This window comes from Paenibacillus mesophilus, from assembly GCF_005938385.1.
GTDB lineage: Bacteria > Bacillota > Bacilli > Paenibacillales > NBRC-103111 > Paenibacillus_AB > Paenibacillus_AB mesophilus.
In genome coordinates this window covers 1-20,086 of sequence record NZ_VCRA01000030.1, presented here as the reverse complement: position 1 = coordinate 20,086, position 20,086 = coordinate 1, and the positions used below count along the sequence as shown (strand labels likewise).

Below are 20,086 nucleotides of genomic sequence, written 5' to 3'. Positions count from 1 at the left end.
ATCCTACCCTCACAAGATTCCGATAAGCAAAAGGACAAACGCGATAACTGCCGCCAAAGCATGAATCACGATTAGACTTCTAGGATGAGGCCTCCGGCGTAGATGGTAAGAAAACAGCACGAATCCGCCGAGCGCTGCGATGAGGAATAGCACCAGGGAGATGATCGGAAGTGATCCTGCATTCCCCTGCACGACCCCGAGAATTAAAGTAACAAGCCCTGCCGCTGCAACTACGCCATGTATAAGCGATAGCCACATGGGCAAATCCCTCTGACGAAGCCCTAAAACCCCAAGCACCAATCCACCAAGTGCAGCAACTGCAAAAAGGATAACAGATAAAACCAGCATCTTCACAATCCCCTCCATTAACAAATTTATGCAATTCCATACATCTCAAAGAATACATCAATAAACCAAATTAATCAATATAATAATTGTTTAATTAGTTTTATTGGGAAGGAATCTATTTTCCACCTTATACTTCTTTATTTTTCAACGAATTACTTGTTTAATTAATCGTTTTTTGGCATATTAGGTTTAAAAGTTTTTTCGGAGGTACTCGGCGTGATGATCGACTCAAATCAATTCCCAGCCCCTCGACGCGATATTTTGTATCATCTGAAGCAGTATGGCCCGGCAACCGTTGCGGACCTCTCCTCACGTCTGCGGATGACTGGAGAAGCTGTGCGCCAGCATCTCCTTCAGCTTACCCAAGATAGATATATTCAACGGCAATCTGAAAGAACCCAAGCTCCCGGTGCCGGCCGGCCTTCTTTATCTTACAGTCTGACTTTGGAAGGAGAGCATCTGTTTCCCAAAAGCTATGACGGGCTAACCGTGGAACTGATTGACACGATCATGTCGCAGCTTGGAGAAGAAGCTTTAAAACAGGTCCTTTCTACCATGACGGAAAGTCGGGTACAACAGTGGGAATTTCGGTTGCGAGGATTAAATTTGAATGAACGAGTGGCTGCACTAAAGGATATTTATATGGAAAACGATTCATTCATCGATATTGAACAGGATGGGGAAGAAATTTTACTAATTGAACGGAATTGTCCGTTCGCCAATGTTGCAATGAAGCGTCCCGCCCTTTGCAGTGTAACGGTTAATGTGCTCACAAGGCTGCTTGGACTGCGCGTAGTCCGGAAAGAAACTTTTCAGAACGGCGACGGCCGGTGCGTTTTCAGCATTATTTCCAATCAACCGGTTGACACCGGGTCCTATTCCTTTTCATTTGAAAAGTGATGGAAGCTGATGAAGGCTGCTGCAGTCTGGAATTTGATAACAAAGTTCTGGACTGTCAACTGCCTTTCATAAGGCATCCTTTGTCCGAACACATAGGTAAATTATCAAATACTGCTGTTCGTCGAAAGGAAGATTACTTTTGAATGAGATCGATAAAAGTCATTTTATTAGCACGGAAGCCGAGCTACGTTCGCTTATAGGACTTTAGAACTGACTACGAAGGGCATCTTCTACCGAATTCATTTCCTGACGTCTTTCCCGAACAATTGGGAGTTCTCCTCTATCCCTTATGGATCTTGTTTCGATATGCTGATCCCATGATGAATGAAAGGGGATAGATGAAATGAACACCGTATTAATTGTGAACGAACAGCCGAAGCGATGGAAGCAGGTCGGGTTCGTTGTTGTTGCGGTATTGTTTACGTTATTTGGTTTTTTCTTCCTGCAGGGAGCCACAGAGGCGTTGGAGCCTTGGTTGCCTTCGGATTGCGGAGGCTGCAACGGCGAAACGTTCGTGCCCGATTCTTATCGCTGGCTTGCGGCTTCGCATGGTGCGCTTGTCGCCTTTATGTTCGGCGGGAGCCTGATCGCCTTGCTGCGCCGACCTTTTGAGAAGCCGATGCTGCTTTACTTCTATGCAGTGGGTCATCTTCTGTTTCTGGCGACATTCGCATCAACTGCGCCGAAACTCGCGATAGGGAAAGCTTTTGTATTTATTATGTTCGCGCTGACACTGACGATCTTGTACGCGTTCTACCATAACCGTGCTGCCGCGATAAAGCTCGCTGCGTCCACCGGTTACTCCAGCCCATTGCTTGTGCTGACGACGATTGCAGCGATCTTCCTGATCCCGGTAGCCGTCCATGCAGGCATCCAGCAATGGTCGGAGACAGGGGAACATTTCCGCTGGGGCGAACATACGGCCATGCTGATTGTGTTGTTGTATGGTAGCTTTTTAACAGCTTCGCAGCGTGCCGGTTCTTTTGCACTCGGAATTATCGTTAGCCTTACATTTATGTACCTTGGAGTTTCGGCACTTGCGGTACCAGACCACCCGGGCAGTTGGGGCATCGCAGGAGGAATCGCATCTATTCTCTTCGGTGTAGTCTATGTCTCCGTCATGATTTACAGCAAACGTATGAGGTGAATTTCTCTATGCAGGCTTTGCATAAGCCATCACCCCAGGTACAGTCAAGCCCAGTCAGCCACCGCCATTCCCGGTGGCTATCTGCGCTGTATACCGGAATTATCTCAATTAATTTGCTTCTGATCCTATGTTATTTGGCATCATTACCATCCTACTATTCATATCTACTGGAATCATGCATTAGCTCGATGCAGATTTGCTCGGATACGACGATAAGCGTCTTATCCTTAGAGTGGAAAGAGACTCTTGGGCTTACTGAGTCAGGCCTGGCCATGTTTCATATCGGAATCGACTTGTTCTATTTCTGTTGTTTTGCATTCGTTGCTGCGCTGATTATGATCTTGAAGCCCAAAGATGTTCTCGGCTCGATTGCCGCTTTTACGCTCGTGAGCTTCGTGTTCGGAAATGTCGTCTTCCAGCAGTGGGAAGGATTGGATATACTCGTTCCCCTCGCACAGATTGCTGGGCTATCAGGCTTCATGTGCCTAGCCTTGCTGTTTCCGAGCGGTCGAATTACCCACAGATGGATTGGGTGGACCGCCGTCCTTGCCTTCCTTATCCGCTATGTGCCCGATTACTTACCTTTTCGTGTGATGCATATTGACAATTGGCCGCTGGGACTGTCGCTTGGCTGGCTTATTTTATTTTTCGGCACGCTGGCCTATAGTCAATTTACGCAGTATCGTGAAAATGTCTCACCGAAGGCAAGACAGGCCATTCGAAAAGTTGCCTTCGGTTTTATCGGCGCTTTCGGAGCGTTAATTGGTGTGAACCTATTGCTAATCGTGTGGCCCCAGCTCTATAAGAGCGAAGTGTTTTGGCTGGATCTCTCGATTCGTCTCACAATGCTGCCCATTCCTATTGCACTTGGCTCTGCCTTGCTGAAAGACCGCTTGTGGGGCGTTCCTCCCATCGTTCGCAGAAGTTTCGTTTACGCAGCGCTGCTCGTCACTGTATTCGGCATTTATTTGACGACGGTGTGGTATCTGGCACTTGTATTTCAATCCCAAAGTGACGTCTATCCACTAATTGCAACAGGGTTGGTCGCGGTCCTGTTCAGTCCTTTGAAGGCAAGTCTGGAGAAGCTGGTAAACCGATTCGTATATGGCAAAAGAGAAGATCCCGTCTCCTTCCTGGTCGGCCTTGGTGATCGGTTGAAGGAGCCATTCGCGCCGGAACAGGTTCTTGGAACGGTCGTCATGACGATAAAGGATATGTTGAAGCTGCCACATGCCTCCATTACAATACTCCTCAATGATCGTGAGCAAGAAGCGGCGATAGCCGGATGCCCACGCGAACCGGAGTCCCTCCGGTTTCCGTTAGTTGTGGGAGGACAAGAACTCGGCAGCCTCTATGTCTCCCCACGGTCACTCGATGAACCGCTGAGCCGTTCCGATATGCGCCTGCTCCATATGCTGGGCAGGGAAGCTGCCAGAATCGTTCATGGACTTCAACAGTCTCTTGATATCAACCGCCTTATGCAAGAGCTGCAAGCATCAAGAGAGAAGCTGATCTTCGCCCGGGAAGAGGAGCGGCGCTCCCTTCGCAACAATCTGCACGATGACATGGCTCCGAAGCTCGCTTCACTTGCCCTTACCGCATCGGCAGCAGGCGCATTGATTCGCAAAGATCCTCCACGAGCAGAAGGTATTGTCGCCGAGCTCGAATCCGATATTCGGATCATCGTCAGCGAAATTCGTGAATTCGTCCATAACCTCCGGCCCCCGGCATTGGATCAGTATGGTCTCGTTGAAGCTATTCGCCAGCGGGCAGATCGTCTGATGCATGTGATGAATGCGCATAGAACGGATGAGGGTAAACAGATTCAATTGGAAGTGTCGTCGCCTCATGCGCTGCCGCTATTACCGGCTGCCGTTGAAGTTGCCGTGTACCGCATCGTATCGGAAGCGTTGACCAATGCCGTCAAACATTCGAAATCAAGCACGTGCAGAGTTACGATTGCGATGCATACGGGGATGCAGATCGATGAGCTCTATGTGGAAATTGTGGACAATGGGGTTGGCATCTCCGATGCAGTTCGGTTGGTGTCCCATGCCTCAGAAGGTGGGGTCGGTTTGACATCCATCCGGGAGAGAGCTGCAGAACTAGGAGGACGGAGTCAGATTGTGGTTGCTGAAGGCGGAGGAACGAGGGTCGCAGCATGGCTGCCCTTGCAATTTCATACAGTTGGGAGTGTCACAGAGTGAGAACGTGGAAAATATTAATAGCCGATGACCATCCAATGTACCGCAAAGGACTCAAAACAGTTTTAGAAACGGTAAATGATATAGTAGTCGTAGGCGAGGCGACGAACGGCGAGGAAGCGATTACTCTATGCAATCAGGTATCGCCTGATGTCATCTTGATGGACATCCGAATGCCTAGCCTGAACGGAGTAGATGCAGCCAAACAGATTAAAGCGAATCACCCGGACGTGCAAATTCTTTTTCTGACGATGCACCAGGACGATTCATCGGTTCTTACCGCCTTAAAGACCGGAGCGAGGGGCTACCTCCTCAAGGATGCTGATAAGGATGAGATCATTCGCGCTATTCGCTCGGTTGCCGGAAGAGAAGCCATATTCAGTGCGGAGGTAGCGGAACGAATGATTGATTTTGCAACCCGGCCATCCTCCATTCTTGATCGATTCACTCAACTAACCTCCCGGGAAAAAGAAGTCCTGCATTTCATCGCCGAGGGATACTCGAACAGCGAAATAAGCAAACAGCTAGGATTGACCGCGAAGACCGTGTCCAACTATGTGACGTTGGTGCTCAACAAACTTCACGCCACCGATCGTACCGCAGCTACGCAGATGGTGAAGGAAGCGAGAAATGATTCTTGGTGACATGCAGCAAAAGTTTTAGGGCACCCGATGAGGTGCCCTAACGCTTTGCGGGCTGCAGTGTTCATCTCCGTTAAATTGCTTGGTATGATCTGCCACGATACTCCGAACTTGTCTTTCAACCACTGAAATAGTTAACCGATTACTAGCAGGATTCGATACTTTGATGTCGAATCCAGATCATACTGGCAGGAAGTTAACTTATATTGGAAAGTTGGAATGATGATGCCACGTTCACCTCGTTCTTTAGTCATAACCATGTCAATAACTATTGTCGTACTTCTTCTGGGGTATGCGTATCTTATAACCTTCCCTGGACATAGTGCCATGTGGGAGCTCCCCCGTTTCCACTTTTACGTTATTTCTCCAACACTCCTTGCCTTGGCCGTCAGTGCCATTGCCGTTGGCTGGACGGGGATTCGACTTCGGGATATGAGTGCGCTCATGCTGGCATTAGCTATCTTATCTTTAAATGGTTTTTTTCTAATTCATGCACTTTCGACCCCCGGGTTCATTATTGCTGATCAACACCACTTGGCAGGTGTTTCCTCACAAGTCGCGATGACAACGTGCGCAGTCTGGATTTACCTCTCGACCTTACCTTCGGACCACTCCTTTATCCGCAGGGTGTCGAAGCATCGGAGGAGTATTGTCGTCGGCTGGGTAACCATTATCGTCCTGATGAATATCGCGGCTCTTATGTATCCCAGCATTTCCAACTTCATTCCCATCGACCTCGCGCCTTTGAATTATTTGATGGCGCTTCTCACAGTCTTCCTGTATCTTTGGGCGGCTAAGAGATACTTTCAGCAATTTCGGTTAGTCAAATTCCCTTTGCATGCGGCTATCGTATTTGGTTCCTTTATGCTTAGCGTCACCGAATGTTTCATGGTCACTACCATGATGTGGACTTTGGCCTGGTGGCTTTACCATGTAGTACTTGCCGTGTCGGCCTTGATGCTGTTGTTTGGTATTATCGCCCAGTATCGGTCAAACCTATCTGTAACTCAAACCTTTCATCAGGCGAATGGGTATCCATCTTCGGAACAACTTCGCATTAGCATCTCCAGCAGCATGCAAAATCTGATTGTCGCTACGGAAACCAAAGATGAATATACGGCCGGTCACAATTACCGTGTAGCCATGTACGGATTTCAACTGGCCCAGGCCATGAATCTGGATTCCGAACTTTTGCGAGCCCTGGCTCGGGGCGGACTCATTCACGATGTAGGGAAAATACAGATTCCTAGCGAGATCCTGAATAAACCAGGAAGGTTGGATACGGACGAGAGAATCGTGATCGAGCAGCATCCCTTAATAGGTTACGAGATGTGCAAATATATTGGCTTCATGACTGAGGAGCTTATACGGCCGGTCACAATTACCGTGTAGCCATGTACGGATTTCAACTGGCCCAGGCCATGAATCTGGATTCCGAACTTTTGCGAGCCCTGGCTCGGGGCGGACTCATTCACGATGTAGGGAAAATACAGATTCCTAGCGAGATCCTGAATAAACCAGGAAGGTTGGATACGGACGAGAGAATCGTGATCGAGCAGCATCCCTTAATAGGTTACGAGATGTGCAAATATATTGGCTTCATGACTGAGGAGCTGTCCGTCATCCGGCACCATCACGAAAAATGGGACGGTACGGGATATCCGGACAAGCTGAAAGGCACAGAGATTTCACTGCCCGCAAGAATCCTTGCCATTGCGGACGTGTACGACGCGTTGACCTCGCGAAGGTCCTATCGCGAGCCTTGGTCCCAAGAACGCACGTTGCAAATCATTGTTGAGGGCAGCGGCACCCACTTTGATCCCGAATGCGTCTCGGCCTTTGTTCGTCTCTGTAATAAAGGCGAATTGGTTGTTCCGGAGGCCATGGGACAATCATATGGGAGAGCGTTGATAATAGGTTGATCTTTCCGGCCAATACGATCAAAAGCTGCTAACAGAATATGGGAGCTTTCCCTTGTGACAAGATACCAATCGGCGCCGCTATGGCTGCACGGTGACGTTGCAGTAGGCAATCTGCTCATGAGGGATGGACGGCTGTGTGGCGTAAAGCACTTGAATCAACCAAAGAAGCGGTCGTCGTATAGATCGACAACCGCTTCTTTAACGTTACTTACCTATATTTGTACTCATAGCTTGAAGACCCTGAAGATCCGTGCTACCATAAACCATGATCAGATTTTCTTTCTAAAGGCCGCTTCTTCATCAGGGAGCGGTCTAATTTTTCATCAAGTTTCCGGTATACATAAGTTGGTCAGGCTCTAAATCATCAACAACCCCATCCATTATACGCCTAACGCTATCCAATGTCTCCTGAAGCGTCAGCCATTCTCCGGGTTTCTTCCTATAGGGTTCGGCGGTATAAAACGATTGAGTAAGAAATGCCTCCAGACGTTCTCCACGACAGTAGGTTTGTACATCCGTTTCCGGTATTTTTTCTACTCCTTGCTTATCGACCAGAAAGCGCAGTTCCCGATAACGACGAAGCAACTTTTTAGCCCGCTGCTGAATCATAAGATGCGTTGCCTCCAATTGGGCTCCCTCCAAAACCGTTGATGTGGACGCCAGTGGGTCCACTGCAGGAAAGAATTTGCGAGAGGCCAAATCAAAATCAAAGCGAAGAAGCGTATCAAGCGGACCATAGGGAACTTCTTCGTCTGGCGCGTTGAAGCGGGTGTCAACAAGGGCAACTGTTAGGGGACGGACTCCAGTTTCTTGAAGCCGCTCACGAAGGGCTAATAATTCACCCGAAATGACAATTTCCCGATCAGCTCCCAAAAAAACATCACATTCTGAGCCCAGAGAAATTATTTGTTCGGATGCCTCATCAAGAGATTTGCAAATAAAATCGGCTTGAGGCAACACGTCCTCCATGCCTTTCTTAATGTCATACTTGTCCTCGGCATCATATTGGGGTTCCCAGAGAATTGTCTTGTACCCGCGCTGTTTTACCCGATGAAAGAGCTCTGCTAACAGAACAAGCTGCCCCATCCCATGCCGTGCCACCAGACCAACAGTACCTCCTCGGACGACTGGCGCCAACAAATCTAAAACTTTAACTCCCGTTTCAATCATTGCTGCCCCACTCCCTCGAATTATCAATTCGTCGATACTGCAATTAGCCAGAGACGCAAGAATCGCGAGTGTTCGGACTTCAGCCCTACCCACAGGAATTTTCCCTGTGCACAGATTTGAAACTGTAGCCGGCCTTATACCTGCGGCGCGTGCTGCCGTTGTAAGATTCGGGACACGACGTCGCAAAAGCGAGACATTGAGATGTAATTCATCATTCATTTTCATCACCTCCATTACTCTATATAGTAATTACAATTACTTCAAAACGCAATATGCAAAGTGGAAAATTTTGAATTTTTCTGAATCACCCCAAATGTCAGACCCAACCTCACTATCCGTTAATTACTTGACTGTGTCGACTTCCTTCGTTTTTTGTTTGGATGTCCAAACGGCATATCCCATGCCGATATAGGCGACTCCCCACAGTAAAGCGACGATTTTCTCGAACATTGGAATTACGCCAATTGGCAGCATTGCTATAAGAGTAATACATGCCCATTTCGGAAGGACGCGGGCTTTGAGGCTCGCGATCGGGAAAAGAAGCAGCCCCAGCATACCGGATGCGATCTCAAAGCCTTTGACCACGCCCCATTCCCATGGTGACACATGAAGCATGGATGACCAAACGGTACAAGTTACCAAGATTAGGCCAAGCTCCAAAATAGCGAACGAAATAAATCCAAATTTCCCCGATTCTTTCACTTGCGCCAAGTAAAGCCCGAATGTGCCGAATACCATAAAAATGTTCGCGATGAACGCGCAAATCAATTCTTGGTCACTGTCCCCGCCCCAAATGTAGGATGAGGGAGTCATCCCTATTCTGCTAATCCCGCCAATCATAGCGACAAATGCAAACCACCTTACTGCTTTTTCAATTGTCATGTTTATCCTCCGCTTCTTCGCGTCTTATTGATTCCGCCTTCCTTCGAACGCAAAGGCGACATGAACAATGTAACAACGAAGATATCCCGCTGTCATGATTGATCCTCCCGACCGGCTAGGAAGAAAATTCCTGACCGGCCGGGAATTGTTCCCTTTCACATTCGAGGAATGGCGGCTATAGTTAAGACAGATGGCGTTTATTATTGCGAAGGGTAAGGTAATGAATCTGTGAAGAATAGATGGCGAGTAAGATCTTGGGTAATTTTTGTTGGCCGGCATACGATATGGCCAATGTTCGCTTTGTTCTCGTTGGGTATTTTCGCGATCTCGGTATGGAACGGTTATTCTCTTCATCAGAACGCCTGCACGGACGCGGAGTGGTGCTCCAATATCTTTTATCTGACGGCCGACCAGATCGCCTTGCTGAATCAAATCGGCTTGCCGGTATCGTTCTATAGCGGAGTGATGGGCGGGTTCGCCTCCTTATCGTTCGCGAGTTTTTTCTCCGTCAGCTGGATTCTCTATCGTTATGGATCGAGAGACCTCGTCTGTTATACGACTTCAATCTTGCTCATGGCGACAGGCTCCGCATTCACGAGTGACGGATCCGTCTTGGAAGCTTGGCCGCTTGCGGTTCGCGCGTTCGAATTTCAGGATATGTTGTTCGGCTTTTCTTATTTGCTGCTCTTTTTGTATCCTGATGGCGCTTTTGCTCCTCGCTGGACGAAGTACTTTGCCATATACGGATTATTTTTCGCGTTATCCACCTATATCGCTCCGTCAACGGTGCTCGATATGTCGACGTGGCCCCTCGCGATTCGGGTCATTCAAAGCTCTCTCCTGTTCGCACTGATCGTATATTCGCAGATATACCGTTATAATCGGAGTTTCTCGACGGAACAGCGTCAACGAACGAAATGGTTCATCGGGAGCATCGCGTTGTACCTGTTGGGATCGACGCTTATGATAGCTGTCGGGGCCCATCCCGTTGCCAAAATTTTTCTATGGGGAGTTATGAATATCGGCTTGTTGTCGATCCCCTTCTCCGTAGCGCTCACCATCATCGAGCAGAGAAACCGCTCGATGGTACCCGCATTCAATAGATCCATCGTATATGCGGTACTTAGCTTCACGATTGTTTCCGTATATGCGCTAGCGACGGGCACGATCGGCGCCATATTCCAAACCGCTAACAATTGGCTGATCTCTCTGCTGATGATCGGAGTTCTCGCGATTGTGCTGCAACCGCTTCGAGATAAGGTGCAGGATGCCGTCAACCGGCTCATTTACGGCTTGTACGAGGAACCCTATCAGGTTGTCTCGAATTTGATTCAGCAGCTGGAGGCGGTTGTGTCCAATCAATCCGTCTTGCCTCTCGTATTGAAGACGCTAGCCCAGGCTTTAAGATTATCCTTCGCCGCGATAAGGAATGATCGCGATGGTCCGGACACGCTGCTCGCATCCTACGGCATGCCGGTTCCCGGATGCATGGAGATTCCGTTGTCGATTCAAGGCGAGCCTGTCGGAACTTTGATTCTTGGTTCGTCCGCTATTCATAACATTATCCCTCCGGGCAAACGGTACTTGCTCGATGATTTAATCCGACAGGTCGCGATTGCCACTCGGACGGCTCTATTGTCGAGCGAACTGCAGCGTTCGAGAGAACAACTCGTCAGCGCGAGAGAAGAGGAGAGACGCCGCCTGCGGCGCGATCTGCATGACGGACTCGGATCCAATCTGGCCAGCATCAGCATGAAACTGGCGATCGCTATCGATCAGTGCGACAGCCAGTTCCCTAAAGCTGTATCGACGCTTGCGGGCGTACAGCATCAATTGGATGGGGCGATCGCGGACATCCGACAACTCGTGTATGCGCTTCGGCCGCCTTCTCTGGACGAATTCGGACTACTCTTCTCCCTTCGAGAGCTGGCGGCGCAATTGCAACAAGCCAACTTCCGCATTGTATTCCAGTCTCCCGAATCGCTTCCTCCGCTAATGGCAGCGGTAGAAGTAGCCGTCTATCGGATCGTTCAGGAGGCGATCACGAACGCCTTGAAGCACTCGCAGGGAACCGCGTGCCATATCCGGCTGAGCGTTGACGAAGTACTTCGAATCGAGATTTCGGACGATGGGACCGGTGTATCCAAATCTTCCAGGAAGGGAGTCGGCATTCGCTCCATGCGCGAGCGCGCAGAGGAGTTGAACGGACGGTTCGCGATGAATGATTCGGCGGACACAGGAACACAGATCAAGATCGAATTTCCGTTATTCTCTCAATTCATATCGAGCTAAGGAGGTTTCTATCCGTGGAGAAGATGAGAATATTATTAGCGGATGACCACCCCCTCTTCCGGGAAGGTATCATCGCCGTGCTTCAAGGATACGAGGGTTTGGAGATCGTGGGGGAAGCCGAATCCGGGGGTGAAGCGCTGCGTTTGGCCGAGTCGCTGCAGCCGGATCTGATCTTGATGGACATCAGCATGCCCGGGGTCAACGGAATCGAAGCTACCCGTCAAATTATCGCGACTAGCCCGCACATCCGAATTCTGATTCTGACGATGTTCGATGACGATAATTCCGTCTTCTCGGCGATCCGGGCGGGCGCTCGCGGCTATTTGCTCAAGGGAGCTAAGCCTAAGGAGATTATCCGCGCCCTAGTTGCCGTTGCGGATGGGGAGGCCATATTCAGTCCTGGAATCGCCAGCAAGATGATGTATTATTTCGATGCAATCCAGCGACCGCCACAGAAGGAAATATTCCCGGAATTGACGGCCAGGGAGACGGAAATTCTGGAGCAGCTCGCTATCGGGAAGACGATCTCCGATCTTGCCCTATTGTTTCAGCTCAGCTTAAAGACGGTTCGGAATCACGTATCGAACATCTTGAACAAACTGCAAGTTGTCGACCGTGCCCAAGCCATTCTGCTGGCGCGCGAAGCTGGACTAGGTAGTGTTCCGGGAAGAACTGAGCCCAAATGAAAAGAAAGAACGGAGCCATGCGCTAGCTTAGGACATCGGCGAGCTCGCTGTCTGCGAAACGAATTTCTTTTTGGCAGGCAGGGCTCCATCATTATTGAAGCGGTCTTGTTGAATGGGCTGCTGAGTATGTTTTTGTTATTCATATCATGATCGCAGCTTAACTTAAATCAATGCCCCAACCACCTCCCCCTTATATAATGAAAATCAATCATCCATATAGGGGGTTTTCTTATGGCCGCCTCGGTCAAACAAACGTCATATCACCGAAAATCCGCTTTAACTGCCGGTATTTCACTTATCATCATGGCACTCGCCGCATTTTTTTCCTATGGTTTGGTCCATGGAAGCCTAGTGGTGCAAGGCGATGCCGGCACCACCTTCAATAACCTCGTGTCCTCCACCCACCTTTTCCAAGCCGAAATCTTCGGTTGGATCATCATCGCAATTACGGACATCCTGGTCGCCTGGGCTTTTTATGTGTTTCTGCAGTCGGTAAATAAAAGCCTTTCCTTACTCGGCGCATGGCTCCGTCTTATTTATACGGCCATACTGGGAATGGCCATCCTGTGTTTGATAATCGTGATGCTTCTGTCGAGACAGGCAAACTATTTATCTTCCTTCACCATTGAACAAACTCAAGCGCTTATGATGCTATTTTTAGATGCATTCGAATCCATCTGGTCGATCGGATTGATCATTTTTGGCGGGCATCTGATGGTTGTGGGCTATTTAGCTTGCAAGTCGGACCGCATTCCTAAAGTGTTCGGCGTTTTGCTTCTGCTAGCCGCAATCGGCTATATGGCCATTCACCTGAGCAAATCGTTTCTTCCGCAATACGATGAGGCCATTTCCATACTCAATCTTATATTTACAGTGCCCATGATTGCAGGAGAACTAGGCTTTGGGATATGGCTGTTGTTTCGAGGAGGAATGAAGCCGCTTCTTGATTCTGCTCAGTGACTCCGGAGTCATGCCGAGATAACTCGCCAATTGATGTTGGGGTACGCGATCGATCAAGCCGGGTCTTTTTTGCAAAAGCGCCTTGTAGCGTTCTTCAGGACTAGAGGAGATAAACGAAGCCCATTCATCCTTTACCTCGCCCAGGTTATCTTCTACCATTTTGCGTGTCATGGTTTCCAGCTGAGAATATTTTTGAAACATGTCCTTCTCGGCATCAAGTTCGCCGACAACCAGTATGCAGTCCTCCAGACAAGTTAAGGAGTACGGGGATGACTTGTTCGGTTTATGCTGATTGAATATCGCGACTGCTTGCTCTTCCGTGTAGAAGTTGGATGTGCTTTCTTTTCCCGTTTCGTCTACCGAGTACTGTCGGACGCATCCCTTCAATACGAAATAACATGCACGGGGAACATCTCCTTGTCTGAGGAGCATGGTTCCTTTTTTATATTGTTGAACCTGTATATCTTCCACGATGGCCCGTTGTTCTTCTTCGCCCAGTGTCGTAAATTGGGTTAAATATTTGAATAATATGTTTTTCATTTGCTGTCCTTTCGGCTTATGATTGGCAGAGTCGGATTGATGCATGGCCTATAGTCAACTTACCTTATCTGATCTATATGTTCAAGGCCCCCCCTTCCGCCCCTTTCCAATTACGCCAACCAAAATCTTTGGACGTTTCGCCGCAAAGCGTATACAATAAGGCCAACTCAAAGCCGGACTGTCCAGGAGGAGATCTTATGCCCGCATGGCGGCACGCCCTATATCCGAGCCAATTGAAAAACCGGTTGTTTCTGTCGTTTCTGCTGCTCATTTTGCTGCCCTTCACGCTCGTCTCGGTCTACCATTTCCGGGAAACGGAAACGCTGCTGCAGGCGAAATATACCGAGCAGGATCTGGAGCAGCTCGAGACGATGAAGCAGTCGCTGGAAAACTTGATGGAAGTCGCAGCCAAGACGGCGACACTGCTGGAGCAGGACCCCGCTATCGTTCCCGTGCTGCGAAGTCCGGATCTGACGGACCCCTGGTCGCGGATCAAAGGCGTGGAAAACAAATTCAACAGTATCGGCAACAGCTTCTTCCTGTCCGACGCTCCCGTCTATTACACGATGCTTGATTTTCATGGAAATGTATACGCTTCCTATTCGCCGGACAAGCCGCTCCGCTATGGCGATATTTCGAACGAGCCTTGGTTTCTCTCCGTTACCGGCGGTTCGACGGCCAAGTACGTCTGGAACGGCTTCGAACCGAACTATGTGTACCGCGGTCATACGACCAGCCCTTATCTGATCTCGCTGTACGCTCTGCTCAAAGACGAGAACTTCATCCCGCTAGGAGCAGTCCGGATCAGTATCGATTACCGGGAGTGGTTCAACCGGATTCCGGCCCGCGCCGCTTCGGGCCAAGACTACTTTCTGCTGAACGGGGACGGCCGGGTCGTGCTTCAGCCGAAGAAATCCGCCTCCGTCGATCCGGACATTGCGGCGGGCATCGTTTCCGGTGGCAGCGGACGCTCCTCTTATACCGACAGGGGAAGCCATACGCTGTACACGTACAGCTACATCCCTTCCTTGCAATGGTATTTGGTGAAAAAAGTGCCGCTCGACGTCCTGTTCCGCGAAACCGACCAGTTGAAGCAGCGTTTTTTCGTCACCATCCTGCTGTTCACGGCGCTGTTCATGGGCATGACGCTGCTGATCGCCTCGCGGATCACTCGTCCGATCAAGCTGCTGGAGCGGAAGATGGAGGCGATGGTCATGAACAATCTGAAGATCGTGCTGCCGGAAAAAGGAAAAGGCGAAATTTTGTCGCTCACCCGCAGCTTCAATCGAATGGTCCGCGACATCAACGAGCTCGTGCACAAGTTCAAGATGGAGGAACGGCACAAGCAGGCGGTTCGCTTCCAGGTGCTCGTTTCGCAGATGAATCCGCATTTTCTGCTGAACACGCTCAATACGATCAAGAGCATTTCCCTGCGCAAGGGTGATGACGAGACGCACGAAATATGCATCGCCTTGGGACGTCTGCTGGAGAACAGTCTCAATACGGACGTCGACCTGATCCATCTGAAAGCCGAGATCGGACTCGTCAGCGCCTATATGCATATCCAAAATTGCCGGTACGACCAGCAATTTTCCATCCGGTTCGACCTCGACGACAAGCTCCAGTACGCGCTGGTCCCCAAATTCAGCCTGCAGCCGCTCGTCGAGAACGCCATTTACCACGGTTTCGGGGCTTCCCAGGCCAAGGGACATATCTCAATCCGCGTCTATTCCGAAGCCGATCGCCTGATCATGGACATATGCGATGACGGCATCGGCATCGAGAAAGCGATGGAACGCAAACGATCCCGCGCCCGGAAAGGCATCGGCCTGCAAAATTTGCGCGAACGGCTGGAGCTGCTGTTCCCCGGACAGGCGGATTTGCAATTGCTGCCGCTGCCGCAAGGCGCCATGGCGCGTCTGTACTTTCCATTACTGCTGTCGACGCCTTATTCCGAAGGAGATGGAGGAGCTTACCATGTGGACTACCCTGCTCGTTGAGGACGAGCTGCAGGCGCGCGAATACGTAAGGGCGATTTTCGGCAAAATCGCCTCCCCGTTCCGGATTACGGGCGAAGCGGCCAACGGGGCCGATGCGCTCGCTTTTATACGAGAGCATAATCCCGACCTTGTCATCTCGGACATCGTCATGCCGGTCATGGACGGGGTCGAGCTGCTGCAAGCCGTTCGGGCGGAAGGCTACGATACCCGTTTCGTCATGCTTACGTGCATGAGCGACTTCGAATTCGCCCGGAACGCTCTCGAATACGGCGCCTCCAGCTACATTCTGAAGCTGTCGATGGATACGGAGACGCTCGAGCAGACGCTTGACAAAGTGGCGCAAGAGCTGCGGCTGCGCGGACGTCTGCGCAAAATCGAGCGCGATTTGCAGGGCATCGCCAAGCACGCCGCGAAGCCGACCGACCATCCCGAGCTCAACAACGTCATCGACCGCATCCTGATGCATTACGACGAGCCTTTGTCGCTCGCTTCGTTGGCCGAGTGGGTAAGCATGGACCCGAGCTACTTGAGCGATCTGTTCCGGAAGAAGACGGGCGTCACGCTAACCAACTTCCTGCAAAACGTCCGGATCGAATCCGCCAAAGTGATGCTAAAGGAATCGGCCGCGACGATCGGCGAAATCGCGGAGAAGGTAGGCTTCGCCAACGACAACTATTTCAACAAAATATTCCGGAAATGGACGGGGGTCAGCCCCGGCGACTACCGGCGCGGCGGAAGCAGCGTCAGGAAAGACGACGAAGACGACAACCAAAAATCGTTCTAACATTCCCTAAAAATCGTTCCTTAAGACGTCCCCGGCGAACTGATATATTGAAGCTGTAACCAAATGATAGCATCGTACGAGGAGGTCCTAAGCGATGAGACGTTACAAAATTGGGGCAGGTTTGTTATGCGCGGCATTGCTCGGTACGACGCTCGCCGGCTGCGGCGGCAACGGAGGCACACCGGCGACGGGAGCCGGAAGTGCGGCCAAGACCGATCCGAAGAAAGTCGTCAAGCTCAAGTTCTGGGGAGGCGTGCCGATCGAAGCCGGGCCGCAGGAAGTCGTCGACGCCTGGAACGCCAAAAACCCGGATATCCAAGTGGAATACGTCCGGTTCGTCAACGACGATCCCGGCAACCTGAAGCTCGACACCGCGCTCATGGCCGGCCAGGAGGTCGATCTATACGCGAACTACGCGCTGTCCCGCGTGAAGAAAAGAGTGGACGCGAATCTCGCCGTAGACTTGAGCGCTTACAAGGACTACGACATCGACGGCAAAATGGGGCCGGACGCCAAGCAGTGGCAAATCGACGGCAAATATTACGGGCTGCCGACCAAGAAAAGCATGTCCTTCCTCTGGCTGAACCAGTCGATGCTGGACGAGGCCAAGCTGCCCGTTCCTCCACTCGATTGGACCGTAGACGATTTGCGGACGTATGCGGCCAAGCTGAAGAAGCCGAACGTATGGGGCTACGTGCAGTGGAACGCGGAACCGACCGGTCCGATGGACGGCTCGATCGCCGCGATGGGGCTTACGAAAAGCGACGGCACGTCCAATTTCAACAACCCGTATTGGCAGAAGAGTCTCGAAACGATGTTCGACATGATGCACAAAGACAAATCGATGCCGACGTACGGCGAGCAGCTGACGAGCAAAATGCCGATCGACACGATGTTTTTGAAGGGCGAGGCAGCCATGCTCGGGGCGGGCGAGTTTATTTTCCGCAACTCGAACAATATGAAGGACTACCCCCGCAGCTTCAAAATTACGTTCGCGACTACGCCGAAGGTCGAGGCGGGCCAGAAAGACTTCAAATATTCCGGAGGCGGGCTCGGCGACGTCATCTCGATCAACCCGAAATCCGCGAACAAGGAAGCGGCATGGAAGTTTCTGAAATGGTACGCCGACGGAGGCATGCTTCCGATGGCGGCCGGCGGACGGATTCCGTCCTCGAAGTCGGTTAATGCCGACGATGCGATCAAGCTGATGCTGAAAGGCGTCGAAGCGACCTATGATCTCGATGCGCTCAAGAAGATCATGTTCGGCGATCTTCCGGTTATCCAGCTGGACATCCCGCAGCAAGTCGTCGACTCCCGCAAGGAAGAATACGAGAAATATTTTCTGAACAAGCAAGATATGAAGACGACGCTGCAAAACATGGAGAAACGGCACAACGATTTCATCAAGCAAAACAAAAAGTAAGGACGTCGGAATCGTGGGGCGAAGGCGTGCTCCGGCCGGACCGGAAAGCTTGCCGCCCCCGATTCCTCAACGGCCGGGAGGTACCGATATGAAGCGCAGTTGGTTGCACAAACAGCAGTGGATCGGGTATCTGTTCATCCTGCCGAACATGCTCGGCATAATCGCGTTTTTCGTCATCCCCGCCGCATACTCGCTGGCGCTCGTGTTCACCGACTACCAATTCGCGAATCCGCGCTACCGTTTCGTCGGATTGGACAATTTCAAGCGGCTGTTCACGGACGAGCTGTTCTACGTATCGCTCAAAAACACGGCCATCTTCCTCGCCTCCGTGCCGGTATCGATCGCCCTCGCCTTCGGCGTCGCCATCGTGCTGAACCGCAGCGTATATCTCAAAAACTTGCTGCGCACGCTATACTTCATGCCGTATATTACGAGCGGCGTGGCGGTCGCCTTCGTCTGGATGCTGCTGTTTCAGCCGACGCAAGGGCCGATCAACGGCTTGCTGCGGGCGATCGGCATCGCGCAGCCCCCGGGCTGGTTCGCGACGACGGACACCGCTATTTTCGCCATCGACATCATTCAAGTTTGGCTTATGCTCGGCTACAATATGATCATTTACTTGGCCGCCCTGCAGGAAATATCACCGGAGCTGCTGGAAGCCGCGAAAATCGACGGAGCGAGACGCTGGACGACAGTGAGCCGCATCCTTTGGCCGCTCGTCAGCCCGACCACGTTCCTGCTGCTCGTCACCGGCCTCATCATGGCGATCAAATCGTTCGGCCTCATTCAGGCGATCACCCAAGGCGGTCCGGGAAGCAGCACGACGGTCATGTCGCTGTTCGTGTACAAAACCGCGTTCAGCTATTACGAGATGGGATACGCGTCGACGATTTCGTGGGTGCTGTTCGCCTTCATTTTACTTATTACCGCGATCCAATGGCTCGGCCAGAAACGATGGGTCCACTACTGACGGGAGGTAGCGACATGCGTACGGCTCAAACTTCATCCGCCCCGCCGTCGGCATCGGCATCGGCGCCCCGAAGACGGCTCCGCCCTTCGGGCAGCGGCTCCTCCATCGCCGGCAAAGGACTGCTCACCGCCTTTATGCTCGTCTGCGGCATCGCGATGATCGTTCCATTCCTATGGATGACGCTCACCTCGGTGAAGGCGCCCGCCGAAGTATTCGGCTCCTGGCTGCCGACGAAGCTGGAGTGGAAGCATCATATCAAGCTGTGGAGCGGCGGGCAAAGCTTCGGCGTCTATTACTGGAACTCGCTGAAAATATCGCTCATTAGCACGATCGGCGCGACGTTCCTGGCCTCCTTGGCCGCCTACGGCTTCTCGAGAGTCGAATTCAAAGGCAGAAACACTCTCTTCTTCGTTTATTTATCGATGATGATGATTCCGCCGCAAGTGCTGTTCGTGCCCAAGTTCATTTTGTTCAATCAAGTCGGCATTTACAATACGCACTGGGCGCTCATTCTGCCGGGATTGTTCACGATATTCGGCGTCTTCCTGATGAGGCAGTTTTTCATCGGCATTCCGAAAGAAATTTCCGAGTCCGCGTTCATGGACGGTGCGCATCACGGGCACATTTTCATCCGGCTTATGCTGCCGCTTGCCAAGCCGGCTTTAGCGACGCTGGCGATTATCGATTTCTCTTGGCATTGGAACGACTACGAGAATGCGCTCGTCTTCTTGACCAATCCGAAGCTGTATACCGTCCCGCTCGGCCTGCAAAACTTCATTCTGGAAAACAACATCGACTATAACGGGATGTTGGCTGCCGCCACGGCCGGCATCGTGCCGATGATCGCCGTATTTCTGCTCGGCCAGAAATATATTATTCAAGGCATTTCCGGTTCGTCGGTCAAAGGATGAGCACTAAGTGGCGTGAGCCTTCGAAGTTACACCAAGTGCTTTTCAGGAACCCCGAATATCCGATAAACAATGAACCGAATTTGCTTATTTGCGAACCTCATTGCGCTATTTGGCTTCAATTATCGGCAATTGGTGGAACAGTGAACTTGGAGTAACTATTACTGAACATAAGTTCAGTATTCGGTTCGGCCCCTTAATTCTGGAGTCTTACTGTGAATTACTCGGTTTTTCATAGTTTCTTGCTTTTTGCAGGGAGCCACGCCCCCTGCACCCCGTCACTCGGCGTGTGCCGTCCCCGGCCATCAG

The 20,086-nt window shown here is 51.1% G+C and carries 18 protein-coding genes; 14 read left to right on the top strand and 4 right to left on the bottom strand.

Annotated features, from left to right (window positions below; genetic code table 11):
* Positions 1 to 9: 9 nt before the first annotated feature.
* On the bottom strand, positions 10 to 354 hold the full coding sequence (locus FE783_RS31195; protein ID WP_138883317.1) for a hypothetical protein: 345 nt from the start codon (positions 352 to 354) through the stop codon (positions 10 to 12).
* 213 nt (positions 355 to 567) lie between these two features.
* Here FE783_RS31195 and FE783_RS31190 point away from each other — a divergent pair, with 213 nt between their 5' ends.
* The 6 genes from FE783_RS31190 (at position 568) to FE783_RS31165 (ending at position 7,162) form a co-directional block, all read left to right on the top strand.
* A complete protein-coding gene (locus FE783_RS31190; protein WP_238403329.1) occupies positions 568 to 1,248 on the top strand; it encodes a helix-turn-helix transcriptional regulator in 681 nt (226 codons plus the stop codon).
* Positions 1,249 to 1,591: 343 nt separating this feature from the next.
* A complete protein-coding gene (locus tag FE783_RS31185; protein ID WP_138883315.1) occupies positions 1,592 to 2,395 on the top strand; it encodes a hypothetical protein in 804 nt (267 codons plus the stop codon).
* A gap of 272 nt (positions 2,396 to 2,667) precedes the next feature.
* Entirely contained in the window at positions 2,668 to 4,602 is a 1,935-nt protein-coding gene (locus FE783_RS31180; RefSeq protein WP_158302143.1) for a sensor histidine kinase, read from the top strand.
* Positions 4,599 to 5,243 (top strand): response regulator transcription factor, encoded by a 645-nt coding sequence (locus FE783_RS31175; protein WP_238403326.1) that lies wholly within the window; start codon positions 4,599 to 4,601, stop codon positions 5,241 to 5,243. The genes FE783_RS31180 and FE783_RS31175 overlap by 4 nt, the downstream gene beginning before the upstream one ends.
* 216 nt (positions 5,244 to 5,459) lie before the next feature.
* Positions 5,460 to 6,632, top strand: coding sequence for an HD-GYP domain-containing protein (locus tag FE783_RS31170; protein ID WP_138883312.1), 1,173 nt, complete (start codon positions 5,460 to 5,462; stop codon positions 6,630 to 6,632).
* Positions 6,633 to 6,661: 29 nt separating this feature from the next.
* A complete protein-coding gene (locus FE783_RS31165; protein WP_238403325.1) occupies positions 6,662 to 7,162 on the top strand; it encodes an HD-GYP domain-containing protein in 501 nt (166 codons plus the stop codon).
* Positions 7,163 to 7,474: 312 nt separating this feature from the next.
* Here FE783_RS31165 and FE783_RS31155 read toward each other — a convergent pair whose 3' ends face one another.
* Both FE783_RS31155 and FE783_RS31150 read right to left on the bottom strand, forming a co-directional pair.
* Positions 7,475 to 8,551, bottom strand: a complete 1,077-nt coding sequence (locus FE783_RS31155; protein WP_138883310.1) for a P-loop NTPase family protein — start codon at positions 8,549 to 8,551, stop codon at positions 7,475 to 7,477.
* Between the two features lie 123 nt (positions 8,552 to 8,674).
* On the bottom strand, positions 8,675 to 9,214 hold the full coding sequence (locus FE783_RS31150) for a hypothetical protein (RefSeq protein ID WP_138883309.1): 540 nt from the start codon (positions 9,212 to 9,214) through the stop codon (positions 8,675 to 8,677).
* Positions 9,215 to 9,505: 291 nt separating this feature from the next.
* On the opposite strand from FE783_RS31150, the gene FE783_RS31145 reads away from it, so the two are divergent.
* The 3 genes from FE783_RS31145 to FE783_RS31135 all read left to right on the top strand — a co-directional run bounded on the left by FE783_RS31145 (position 9,506) and on the right by FE783_RS31135 (position 13,152).
* Complete coding sequence (locus tag FE783_RS31145) at positions 9,506 to 11,506, top strand: sensor histidine kinase (RefSeq protein ID WP_138883308.1); 2,001 nt, start codon at positions 9,506 to 9,508, stop codon at positions 11,504 to 11,506.
* A 23-nt stretch (positions 11,507 to 11,529) separates the two neighbouring features.
* A complete protein-coding gene (locus FE783_RS31140; protein ID WP_138883363.1) occupies positions 11,530 to 12,192 on the top strand; it encodes a response regulator transcription factor in 663 nt (220 codons plus the stop codon).
* Positions 12,193 to 12,423: 231 nt separating this feature from the next.
* Complete coding sequence (locus FE783_RS31135) at positions 12,424 to 13,152, top strand: DUF4386 domain-containing protein (protein WP_138883307.1); 729 nt, start codon at positions 12,424 to 12,426, stop codon at positions 13,150 to 13,152.
* Here the strand turns inward: FE783_RS31135 and FE783_RS31130 are convergent.
* Complete coding sequence (locus FE783_RS31130; protein ID WP_138883306.1) at positions 13,087 to 13,692, bottom strand: Crp/Fnr family transcriptional regulator; 606 nt, start codon at positions 13,690 to 13,692, stop codon at positions 13,087 to 13,089. The genes FE783_RS31135 and FE783_RS31130 overlap by 66 nt on opposite strands.
* A 197-nt stretch (positions 13,693 to 13,889) precedes the next feature.
* Between FE783_RS31130 and FE783_RS31125 the strand changes: the two genes are divergently transcribed.
* From FE783_RS31125 to FE783_RS31105, 5 genes are all read left to right on the top strand, one after another.
* Positions 13,890 to 15,692, top strand: a complete 1,803-nt coding sequence (locus tag FE783_RS31125; RefSeq protein WP_158302142.1) for a sensor histidine kinase — start codon at positions 13,890 to 13,892, stop codon at positions 15,690 to 15,692.
* Positions 15,670 to 16,476: a response regulator transcription factor gene (locus FE783_RS31120; protein ID WP_138883304.1), complete on the top strand. Its 807-nt coding sequence runs from the start codon at positions 15,670 to 15,672 to the stop codon at positions 16,474 to 16,476. The genes FE783_RS31125 and FE783_RS31120 overlap by 23 nt, the downstream gene beginning before the upstream one ends.
* A 94-nt stretch (positions 16,477 to 16,570) precedes the next feature.
* Entirely contained in the window at positions 16,571 to 17,899 is a 1,329-nt protein-coding gene (locus FE783_RS31115; RefSeq protein ID WP_138883303.1) for an ABC transporter substrate-binding protein, read from the top strand.
* An 88-nt stretch (positions 17,900 to 17,987) separates the two neighbouring features.
* Entirely contained in the window at positions 17,988 to 18,869 is an 882-nt protein-coding gene (locus FE783_RS31110) for a carbohydrate ABC transporter permease (RefSeq protein WP_138883302.1), read from the top strand.
* 134 nt (positions 18,870 to 19,003) lie between these two features.
* A complete protein-coding gene (locus FE783_RS31105; RefSeq protein WP_238403328.1) occupies positions 19,004 to 19,780 on the top strand; it encodes a carbohydrate ABC transporter permease in 777 nt (258 codons plus the stop codon).
* Positions 19,781 to 20,086: the final 306 nt, after the last annotated feature.

Excerpts from the sequence above, each read along its gene's own strand:
- FE783_RS31120 (WP_138883304.1), top strand. The coding sequence starts at position 15,670 with ATGTGGACTACCCTGCTCGTTGAGGACGAGCTGCAGGCGCGCGAATAC.
- FE783_RS31140 (WP_138883363.1), top strand. The coding sequence starts at position 11,530 with ATGAGAATATTATTAGCGGATGACCACCCCCTCTTCCGGGAAGGTATC.
- FE783_RS31145 (WP_138883308.1), top strand. The coding sequence starts at position 9,506 with ATGTTCGCTTTGTTCTCGTTGGGTATTTTCGCGATCTCGGTATGGAAC.
- FE783_RS31165 (WP_238403325.1), top strand. The coding sequence starts at position 6,662 with ATGAATCTGGATTCCGAACTTTTGCGAGCCCTGGCTCGGGGCGGACTC.
- FE783_RS31180 (WP_158302143.1), top strand. The coding sequence starts at position 2,668 with ATGTTTCATATCGGAATCGACTTGTTCTATTTCTGTTGTTTTGCATTC.
- FE783_RS31155 (WP_138883310.1), bottom strand. The coding sequence starts at position 8,551 with ATGAATGATGAATTACATCTCAATGTCTCGCTTTTGCGACGTCGTGTC.
- FE783_RS31135 (WP_138883307.1), top strand. The coding sequence starts at position 12,424 with ATGGCCGCCTCGGTCAAACAAACGTCATATCACCGAAAATCCGCTTTA.
- FE783_RS31115 (WP_138883303.1), top strand. The coding sequence starts at position 16,571 with ATGAGACGTTACAAAATTGGGGCAGGTTTGTTATGCGCGGCATTGCTC.
- FE783_RS31105 (WP_238403328.1), top strand. The coding sequence starts at position 19,004 with ATGCTCGTCTGCGGCATCGCGATGATCGTTCCATTCCTATGGATGACG.
- FE783_RS31125 (WP_158302142.1), top strand. The coding sequence starts at position 13,890 with ATGCCCGCATGGCGGCACGCCCTATATCCGAGCCAATTGAAAAACCGG.
- FE783_RS31190 (WP_238403329.1), top strand. The coding sequence starts at position 568 with ATGATCGACTCAAATCAATTCCCAGCCCCTCGACGCGATATTTTGTAT.
- FE783_RS31170 (WP_138883312.1), top strand. The coding sequence starts at position 5,460 with ATGATGATGCCACGTTCACCTCGTTCTTTAGTCATAACCATGTCAATA.
- FE783_RS31185 (WP_138883315.1), top strand. The coding sequence starts at position 1,592 with ATGAACACCGTATTAATTGTGAACGAACAGCCGAAGCGATGGAAGCAG.
- FE783_RS31130 (WP_138883306.1), bottom strand. The coding sequence starts at position 13,692 with ATGAAAAACATATTATTCAAATATTTAACCCAATTTACGACACTGGGC.
- FE783_RS31110 (WP_138883302.1), top strand. The coding sequence starts at position 17,988 with ATGAAGCGCAGTTGGTTGCACAAACAGCAGTGGATCGGGTATCTGTTC.
- FE783_RS31150 (WP_138883309.1), bottom strand. The coding sequence starts at position 9,214 with ATGACAATTGAAAAAGCAGTAAGGTGGTTTGCATTTGTCGCTATGATT.